Raw genomic sequence first — 9,231 nt, forward strand, 5'->3', positions numbered from 1 at the left:
GTAATAATGTGCCCACTATTGCATTTCTATTAGTAATCTTAGGTTTGATTTTGCTCTGCTGGGGATGGCAGATGACAAAAAACATCTGCTCGAGAACTGATGTACCCGGGTGGACTTTCCTATTGTTGTTAATCAGCTGTTTCATTTTTGCGTATGCCGCTTTTTTACACGCTATAATGCAAAAACCTATCGCTTCCCTCTTGGAAACCGGAGTTTCTCTCATTTTATTCGGTGGCAGCATTTTTGTGGTGCTGGTTATCAAATGGAGCAACGACTCCATACTAGAACTTCATACCGTTGCTGAAAAAGAGAAGCGTAATGCCGTTCACGACGCACTTACTGGACTCCCTAACCGTAAATACTGCTTTGAGTTAATCGAAGATAGAATACAGTCTGGAGACCCTTTCTCAGTGATCCTTTTCGATGTCGTTAACTTTAAACAAGTCAACGATGCTATGGGACACTTTTGTGGAGACCAACTGCTGATTCAAATTGGGCAACGTCTCTAAGAGAAACTTAAAGGCAGTGACAAAATTTTCCGCGTTGGTGGCGATGAATTTGTCATCCTCACCTCGTCAGCATGCGAGGAAACAGGCAAAAGTCTCATCGAAGAGTTAGATTCGGCACTGTCTAATCGCTTCCATTTAGATGAGTTTCAAGTCTCTTCCCGCGTTGTTTTCGGTGTCAGTACCTACCCTTATGACGCTCTGTCCAATGATCTATTGATAAAGCACGCGGACATTGCCATGTATCACGCCAAACGAAATGGCAATCTCTTTGCATTTTATAATGAGGACATGAACGTCGGGGCCAAATACCAGCTCGAAATCTCTTCTCGTATTCAATGTGCGCTGGAAAAAGAGGAGTTCCAGCTATACTACCAACCGTTGATTGACGCACATACTAACTTAGCTGTCGGCTTTGAAGCCGTGATCCGTTGGCATGATGAAAATGGTAAAACGATTTCGCCTAACGACTTCATCCCCATCGCGGAGCGAAGTAATCAAGTGCACAACATCACCATGTGGGTCCTCAACCAAGTTGAAAAAGATCTCCAGACCTTTATAGAAAAAGACATCAAGCTTCCTGTCCACGTTAACTTATCTGCAAAAGATCTCTCGTCTAATTTATTGTTCAACCGCTTGGAAACACTGCTCAAAGTAAACCCTCAATTTGCTGACCTTATAAGCTTAGAGATTACTGAAACGATGGCGATTGATAGAGTTGTTGAGCTCAACCCCCTAATTCACCAAATCAAAGGATTGGGTATTAAGATCAGCTTGGACGACTTTGGCACCGGGTATTCATCTCTGTCGCTTTTGAGAGATCTCCCAGTTGATCAAATTAAAATCGACCGATCATTTCTTTGTACCGCAAGCCGGACAGAGGGCACCCGCTCTATCGTTGAGAATACAATAGCGTTAGCGCATGGCCTAGGGTATTCAGTCGTCGCAGAAGGCGTTCAAGACATGGATACACTGCATTTTTTACGCAGTCGTGGCTGCGACATCATTCAGGGCTACTTGTTCTGCCCAGCCCTACCCTTAAACGAAGTAATAACCTGGGTAAATGAGCACGATGAAAAACAAATCCGTATTCGACGCGCATAAAAAAGCCGAGCATTTCGCTCGGCTTTCAATTCTTACGGCAATTTAATCAATTGCTCTAATCACTGATTCGTGATTATGCTTCTTGAGTGCGACGACCACGGCCGTGACCACGCTCACCACGGTGGTTACCACGGTGATCACCACCACGGTTACGATCGAAGCGACGTTCGCCACCTTCACGGTTACCATCGCGGTTGCCGTCACGGTTACCACGGAAGCCACCTTCGCGACGACCGCCTTCACGACGATCACCACCACGGTTGCCGCCTTCGCGGTTGCCACGGTAACCGCCGCCATCACGACGACCACCATCGCGACGACCACCGTCACGGCGACCACCACGAGACTCGCGGAAATCATCGAAGTCGCATACTACAGCACCAACATCTTGTTGACGGATACGTAGCTTGCTTAGCTTGTTCGCAGCGTCTGATGTCATTGCTTTAGGTAGCTGAACGAATGTGTGACCTTGCGCTAGCTTGATCGCACCGATAGAACCTTTACCAAGACCTAGTTCGTTTGCTAGAGCGCCAACGATGTCTTTAACTTGAACGCCTTGCTCACGACCAACTTGAAGCTGGTAAGTATCCCAATCTTGGTTGTTGAAGTTACGACCGCCGTCACGACCACCTTCACGGCGCTCTTTGCGGCGTTGCTTATCACGCTCAATCGCTTCAACCATTGGATCTTCGCCAATGTAGAACAGAGGACGTTTACCTTGCTGGCGCTTAAGAAGCATAGCAGCAAGCGTTGCTGGGTCGATGTCTAGAGAAGTTTGTAGTTTCTCTACTAGCTCAGCAAATTTGTCTAGAGCTTTGTGCTCTTTCTCTGCTTCAAGCTCAGCACCTAGCTTAGCTAGACGAGCTTCAGCAACTTGGTCACGTAGAGGAAGTTGAATCTCTTCCATAGATGACTTAGTTACGCGCTCGATGGTGCGAAGCATACGGATTTGGTTAGTGCGAACAAGAAGGATCGCTTTACCCTTACGTCCAGCACGGCCAGTACGACCGATGCGGTGGATGTATGACTCAACATCGAATGGGATGTCGTAGTTGAATACGTGCGTAATACGTGGAACATCAAGACCACGTGCCACAACGTCAGTTGCAACTAGGATGTCGATAACACCTTGTTTGATGTGATCAACAGTACGCTCACGTAGAGACTGAGGAATGTCACCGTGCAGAGCAGCCGCTTTAAAGCCACGTGCAGATAGCCAATCAGCTAGACGCTCAGTGTCTTGACGAGTACGTACGAAGACGATTGACGCATCAGTTTCTTCTGTTTCAAGAAGACGAGACATCGCTTCATCTTTCTCTACACCCTTCACTACCCAGAACTGCTGTTGAACTTTGTCTACAGTGTGGTTCTTACCAGCAACGTCAACCATTACAGGCTCACGTAGGAAACGCTCAACGATTTTCTTAAGCATCGGAGGCATTGTTGCAGAGAATAGAACGCGTTGAGCAGACTCTGGTGCGTGTTCCATGATCGCAGTAACGTCATCAACGAAACCCATGTTTAGCATTTCGTCAGCTTCGTCTAGTACAAACGTGTTTACTTCATCTAGGTGTAGACGTTCACGGTTGATAAGGTCTTGTACACGACCTGGAGTACCAACGATAACTTGTGCACCGCTCTTAAGAGCACGCATCTGATCTACGATAGAAGCACCACCGTAAATCTCTAAAACTTTAAGACCCTTGATGTTCTTACCAAGGTTTTTCATTTCAGCCGCAACCTGGATCGCTAACTCACGCGTTGGCGCAAGAACGATAGCTTGTGGTTTACGTTGGTTGAGATCGATCTTATTTAGAAGAGGCAGAGAGAACGCTGCCGTTTTACCTGTACCTGTTTGAGCTTTACCCAGCGCGTCAGCACCTTCCAACAGGTGTGGGATTGCCGCAGCCTGAATTGGAGTTGGTGACACGAAACCCATTCCGTCTAGAGCAGAAAGGATAGAATCATTCAGAGATAAATCGCTGAATTGAATAACAGAATCTTGCATTGGGATCCTACTTAATTAAACAAAAAAACAGTCCCATATGCTCTTCCAATTCGATACTGATTCATCCAGTTACTGATTCCATTCAGACAGGAACACAGCACAGTACACAACCGCGATAAGCCATTAGGGACGACTAAGGGAGGCGGATTATTCCTTAAAAGCATAAAAAAAGCCAGAAAAAATTGAATTACATCACAATTTATTCTCAATAATGGCATTTTTAGCATATTTTTCCACCAGCCCCACCATTCCCCGTAGATTTGCGCAGCTCGCAGATGAGTTTTTCATCAATATTTAAGCCGATTTCCTGCAATTCGATCAGCAAAATTCACGGCGAAATTGCGCTCCACAGGTAGTAATAATAGCTCGCAATGATTATAGTGTGCCCAACTCCATAGGTAATTTAAGAAAAGATGTTTCAAGATAACCCACTACTCGCTCAGCTTAAGCAGAAAATCCAAGAAAACCTGCCGAAAAAAGAAGGCTCAATAAAAGCCACAGATAAAGGCTTTGGCTTTTTGGAAGTGGACAGCAAGACTAGCTTCTTCATCCCACCTGCGTACATGAAAAAGTGCATGCACGGTGACAAAGTCGTCGCCATTATCCGCACAGAAAATGAACGCGAAGTTGCTGAGCCACAAGAGCTGTTAGAACAAGCCGTGACTCGCTTTATTGGTCGAGTCAAAATGTTCAAAGGCAAGCTAAACGTAGCACCTGATCACCCGCAGCTTAAAAAGCTTTCTCTTAAAGCGAAACTAAAGAAAGGTCTCAAACCTGACGAGTTCGCAGAGGGAGATTGGGTTGTCGCACATCTTATTCGCCACCCTCTAAAAGGCGATAACTCTTTCTTCGTGGAAATTTCTGAAAAAATCACAGACGCGAACGACAAAATTGCACCTTGGTGGGTAACGCTTGCTCAAAACGATCTACCAAACTCTGAGCCAGCAGGCATCGAGAACTGGGAACTAAAAGACGACGCCGATCTAGAACGCGTAGACATGACACACGTTCCTTTCGTGACTATCGACGGTGAATCAACCAAAGATATGGACGATGCGCTGTACGCGAAGAAAACCGAATCTGGCGATTTCGAACTGACTATCGCTATCGCAGATCCAACCGCCTACATCACACCAGAAGATGAAATGGATAAAGTAGCACGTGAGCGTGGCTATACTATTTATCTTCCGGGCCGCAATATTCCAATGCTGCCTCGCGATCTAGCAGACAACCTATGCTCTCTGATTGAAGGCGAAATCCGCCCTGCTATTTGCTGTACCGTAACCGTAAATAAAGACGGCGTAATTGGCGACGATATCAAGTTCTTTGCAGCAAACATCAAATCACACGCACGCCTAGCATACGATCACGTGTCTGATTGGCTAGAAAACGGCAGCTCAGAAGCATGGCAACCATCTGAAGAGATCGCGACGATCGTTCGTGACCTTTACGACTTCTCCCTTGCTCGCGCAGAATGGCGTGAGAAAAACGCAGTGGTCTTCCCAGACCGCCCTGACTACCGTTTTGAGCTGAGTGAAGACAACGATGTGGTTGCTATCCATGCAGATATGCGCCGCAGTGCAAATCGCTTGGTTGAAGAGTCAATGATTACCGCAAACATCTGTGCTGGTCGTACACTGCGCGATAAATTTGAAACAGGTGTTTTCAATACTCACGCTGGCATTAAGACTGAGAAGATTGAAGAAGTGGTTCAACTTGTCAACCCAGAAGGTGAACTGGAATTCACAGCGGACTCAATTACCACTCTAGAAGGCTTTGCTGCATTGCGTCGCTGGTTGGCTGCGCAAGAAACCTCTTACCTAGATAATCGTATTCGTAAGTTCCAAGCCTACAGTGAAGTGGGTAATCAGCCTCTTCCTCATTACGCTATGGGGCTGGATATCTATGCGACTTGGACATCACCAATTCGTAAGTACGGTGATATGATCAACCATCGCATGTTGAAGGCCGTCATCCTAGGCAAAGAGCCCGTGCAAAAACCTGATGATCAAGTCGGTGAAGAACTAGCTTTGCACCGTAAACATCATAAAATTGCTGAGCGAAATGTCTCAGATTGGTTATATGCACGTACGCTTGCTGATGAGCCGAACAAGAAAACTTGTTTCACAGGTGAGATTTTCGATATTAATCGTGCTGGTGCACGTGTCCGACTTCTCGAAAATGGCGCAGCAGCCTTTATTCCTGGTGCACTAATTCTTGATAATAAAGAAAGAATTGAGTGCAATGGCGACAACGGTACCATCTCTATCGATAAAGAGGTCGTATACAAACTTGGTGATACATTGGAAATTGTCCTTGCGGACGTAAACCAAGAGAACCGCAGTTTAGTTGCAAAGCCAACCCAGGTATTTGCTGAACAACCAGCAGCACAAGCAGAACAGACTGTAAGTGAATAATACCGAATGAAGTTAAAAGGCGCTCTATTGAGCGCCTTTTTTATTTGTTATGTAAAAATGATAAGAACGAATATGCCGAACATTGAGATCATTCGCTTTAATCACTTCACTGCGCGCAAAAGTGAGCGTTACACCGCAACACATAATGGCTTATATGTTGTTGAAGAAGGTGCCCTATTAGTTCATCAACCAAATGGTGAACAGTTTGAACTTAAAGCTGGAGATTTTACTCTCTACAACTCCTCTGATTTGAGCAGCGCAGAAGCCATTCCTAGTGAAGATGGCTTTAAAGCACTGGCTCTACTCTTCAACCCAAATCTATTCTGTGACTTTAAAAAAGCACACCCAATGCTACGCTCCAAGACGGAAGAAAGGCGCTTCTATCCTTTTTCAGCGCAAACCAGCAGCGAAGTAGCACAACTAAAAGACACATTGGTCAACTTAGCGAGTCGCAATGCTCCAGACTACACACAAGGTCATATCGCAATGGCACTGCTGTCGTTAATGGTGGAGGTAGAGCCAAACATCCTATCAATCATAGATGATGCAAGCAGCCTAAGCGACTCTCAAAAGGCCATCAAGTATATTGAGAACAATATCGAGAAAGATATCACTCTGGAAGGCTTAGCGGCTCATATGAGCATGTCTATTGCGACCTTAAAACGCCGCCTCGCCGCAGAGGATCTTTCATTTTCACAGATATTAAAAGTGAAGCGGATCAACTTCGCCGCAACCCAGTTGCGCATGTCAGAAAAATCTATAACAGAAATAGCGTTTGAATCCGGATTTAAAAGTGCTGCGCATTTCAGTACCGCATTTAAATCGGTTTACAACATGACACCGAAAGACTTTAGAAACCAAGTCGTTAAATCCAAAGCATAAATTATGGCGACATTGGCAGCTGTTAGAATTGGAGCGTTCCCTATTCCCAAAAACACGCTTGAGGATCGCTTTCCAATTCGGTGAGTAGTTCTTCAAGCGTTTGGCTGTATGGAAGTGGCTTATAAGGTATCCACCTTAATAATTCGTTGCGATACGTTGGGACGTAGAAATACCAAAGCTGATTGCCCTCATCAAACACGATCTTCGCGACGGGAGAGGTATATTCGCTGTGCTGTGAATCAAGAAGAAAATGCGCTCTATGAAGCTCGACACCATTCTCCACTGGCTCATATAGGCACTTACCCTGCTCGACAGGCAGGTTAGCATTACGCGCAGAGCAGAGCGATTGAACTGATTTGTATAAACGACTTGTCGCCATTTGGGACACTGACATCAACGTTCTCCCGATGGATGATAGTTAGAGCTGTCGATCCTAGTATATAACCTTTACACCACCACCGATGCTGATTATCTGCCTACCTCAAACAAAGTGTGGCTATATTCTCATTTCCTCAGATTATCATCTCACTTTGCTTGGAAACGCTACCTACATCACCTCTTGGTTAGAAAGAATTCCCTTGTTTAGACCTGACAGTTCACAAAAGTGTAACCTGAACGCAATATCATAAACGCTGCTTTATACCGTATATGGAGTTTAATATGTTACGTTTTACTGTGGCGACGTTATTGGCCATAGCAGTCTCCCTCCCCGCCATTGCAAAAGAAATTAATATCTCTGGGTCAACCTCGGTTGCTCGCGTAATGGATGTACTTGCAGAGGAATACAACAAAACACACCCGGACGATTACATTGCAGTTCAAGGTATTGGTTCTAGTGCGGGTATTACAATGGTTAATAAAGGCGTAGCCGAGATTGGGATGAGCTCTCGCTATCTGACAGAAAGCGAAAAAGGTGAAGATCTCAACGTATATCCTATCGCTTATGATGGCCTAGCTGTTGTTGTAAACCGTACAAACTCTGTAAAAAACCTTTCTCAACAACAACTGTTTGATATCTACAAAGGTAAAATCAAGAATTGGAAAGAGGTTGGGGGTGCAGATCAACCTATCGCTGTTGTCACTAGAGAGGCGTCTTCAGGCTCACGCTACAGTTTTGAAAGTCTGCTAGGACTAACCAAAATCGTAAATGATCGCCTCGTCTCAGATATCAGCCCGAACAACTTGGTTGTAAATAGCAACAGCATGGTAAAAACCATCGTGAACCATAATACTCGTGCAATTGGGTTTATTTCTGTGGGATCAGTAGATCGCTCAATAAAAGCGATTCAATTAGATGGTATTGACCCAACTTCGGCAAACATTAGCAATCACAAATATAAATTGGCGCGGCCATTCCTAGTACTCTACAAAGTCAATAAGATTAGCGAACCAGGTAAAGGATTCGTCACCTTCCTTCGTTCAGAACAAGGACAAAAAGCGATTGCTGATTACGGTTACACTCCAGTAAAAAGCTTTAATCAATAAAACCAAAAAGAGAGCATATTAATGCTCTCTTTTTATATGTTTTCTATCTGGCTCTGGAATTAGAAATGCAGTTGAATAACAGAAACGACAACAGCACCAGGTCGACGAATACCTTCGATTTCCACTTTAATTTCACGCTCGATCTCCAAACCTTTTTTGATCGGCGTTACTTTTGTTAAGGTGCTGACCGCACGAACGTTGTTTCCTGCTTTAACAGGGTAAGGGAAACGAACTTGGTTTAAGCCTAAGTTAACGACCATTTTGGCTGTTGGGAACATTGGCTTATCAGGGTCCACTGAGTCAGTCAATTTAGGCAACAATGCTAATGTTAAAAAGCCATGAGCGATGGTTGTCTTAAATGGAGATTCAACTGACGCACGTTCTGGATCTGTGTGAATCCACTGCATGTCTTCCGTTACCGCACCAAATTGATTGATACGTTCTTGAGATACATGCACCCAGTCACCAGTGTGAATCACTTCACCAATTTTTTCACTTAACTCGTCATACAGCTTTTGAGCCTCAGGTGCCATTACGATTGGTGCAGGTTGAGGCGCAACCTCTTCGTTAACAGCTGGCTGTTGGTGATCACGAACTTTCGAGAAAAGAAAGCTATTCTGAGCTTTTCCCAAAAAGTCACTCCAATAATCGCGTAACGTTGGAGACATCCAATTCATAAACTCGGATTGATGAGCAGAAATCGCATCAACTTTGTCTTTAAATAGATTTGTGACCTTCATAAACACCCTTAAAAATTTAAGCACAACTGGCTATACCAGTTAATTTTGAATTAGTTCACAAAGTCTTGCAAATACTTTCGGGCGAACAC

At 44.7% G+C, this 9,231-nt stretch carries 6 protein-coding genes and 1 pseudogene; 4 read left to right on the forward strand and 3 right to left on the reverse strand.

Annotation, left to right across the window (positions count from 1 at the left end):
* Positions 1-71: 71 nt before the first annotated feature.
* Positions 72-1,610, forward strand: a pseudogene (locus tag CAG69_RS00675) (putative bifunctional diguanylate cyclase/phosphodiesterase).
* Between the two features lie 73 nt (positions 1,611-1,683).
* Here CAG69_RS00675 and CAG69_RS00680 read toward each other — a convergent pair.
* The gene (locus CAG69_RS00680) at positions 1,684-3,618 is read right to left on the reverse strand and encodes a DEAD/DEAH box helicase (RefSeq protein ID WP_161442202.1); all 1,935 of its coding nucleotides are present in this window, start codon (positions 3,616-3,618) and stop codon (positions 1,684-1,686) included.
* A 413-nt stretch (positions 3,619-4,031) separates the two neighbouring features.
* Between CAG69_RS00680 and rnb the strand changes: the two genes are divergently transcribed.
* Both rnb and CAG69_RS00690 read left to right on the forward strand, forming a co-directional pair.
* Entirely contained in the window at positions 4,032-6,035 is a 2,004-nt protein-coding gene (gene rnb, locus CAG69_RS00685; protein WP_161442204.1) for an exoribonuclease II, read from the forward strand.
* Positions 6,036-6,107: 72 nt separating this feature from the next.
* Positions 6,108-6,917 (forward strand): AraC family transcriptional regulator, encoded by an 810-nt coding sequence (locus CAG69_RS00690; RefSeq protein ID WP_161442206.1) that lies wholly within the window; start codon positions 6,108-6,110, stop codon positions 6,915-6,917.
* Between the two features lie 40 nt (positions 6,918-6,957).
* Here CAG69_RS00690 and CAG69_RS00695 read toward each other — a convergent pair whose 3' ends face one another.
* Positions 6,958-7,311, reverse strand: a complete 354-nt coding sequence (locus CAG69_RS00695) for a DUF3024 domain-containing protein (RefSeq protein ID WP_012842479.1) — start codon at positions 7,309-7,311, stop codon at positions 6,958-6,960.
* Between the two features lie 266 nt (positions 7,312-7,577).
* Between CAG69_RS00695 and CAG69_RS00700 the strand changes: the two genes are divergently transcribed.
* A complete protein-coding gene (locus CAG69_RS00700; RefSeq protein ID WP_005391035.1) occupies positions 7,578-8,402 on the forward strand; it encodes a phosphate ABC transporter substrate-binding protein in 825 nt (274 codons plus the stop codon).
* A 59-nt stretch (positions 8,403-8,461) separates the two neighbouring features.
* On the opposite strand, the gene CAG69_RS00705 is transcribed toward CAG69_RS00700, so the two are convergent.
* Entirely contained in the window at positions 8,462-9,142 is a 681-nt protein-coding gene (locus CAG69_RS00705; RefSeq protein WP_005391037.1) for a MaoC family dehydratase, read from the reverse strand.
* Positions 9,143-9,231 lie beyond the last annotated feature (89 nt).

This window comes from Vibrio sp. V43_P6S15P86 (assembly GCF_009904725.1).
In the GTDB taxonomy this organism is placed as follows: domain Bacteria; phylum Pseudomonadota; class Gammaproteobacteria; order Enterobacterales; family Vibrionaceae; genus Vibrio; species Vibrio diabolicus.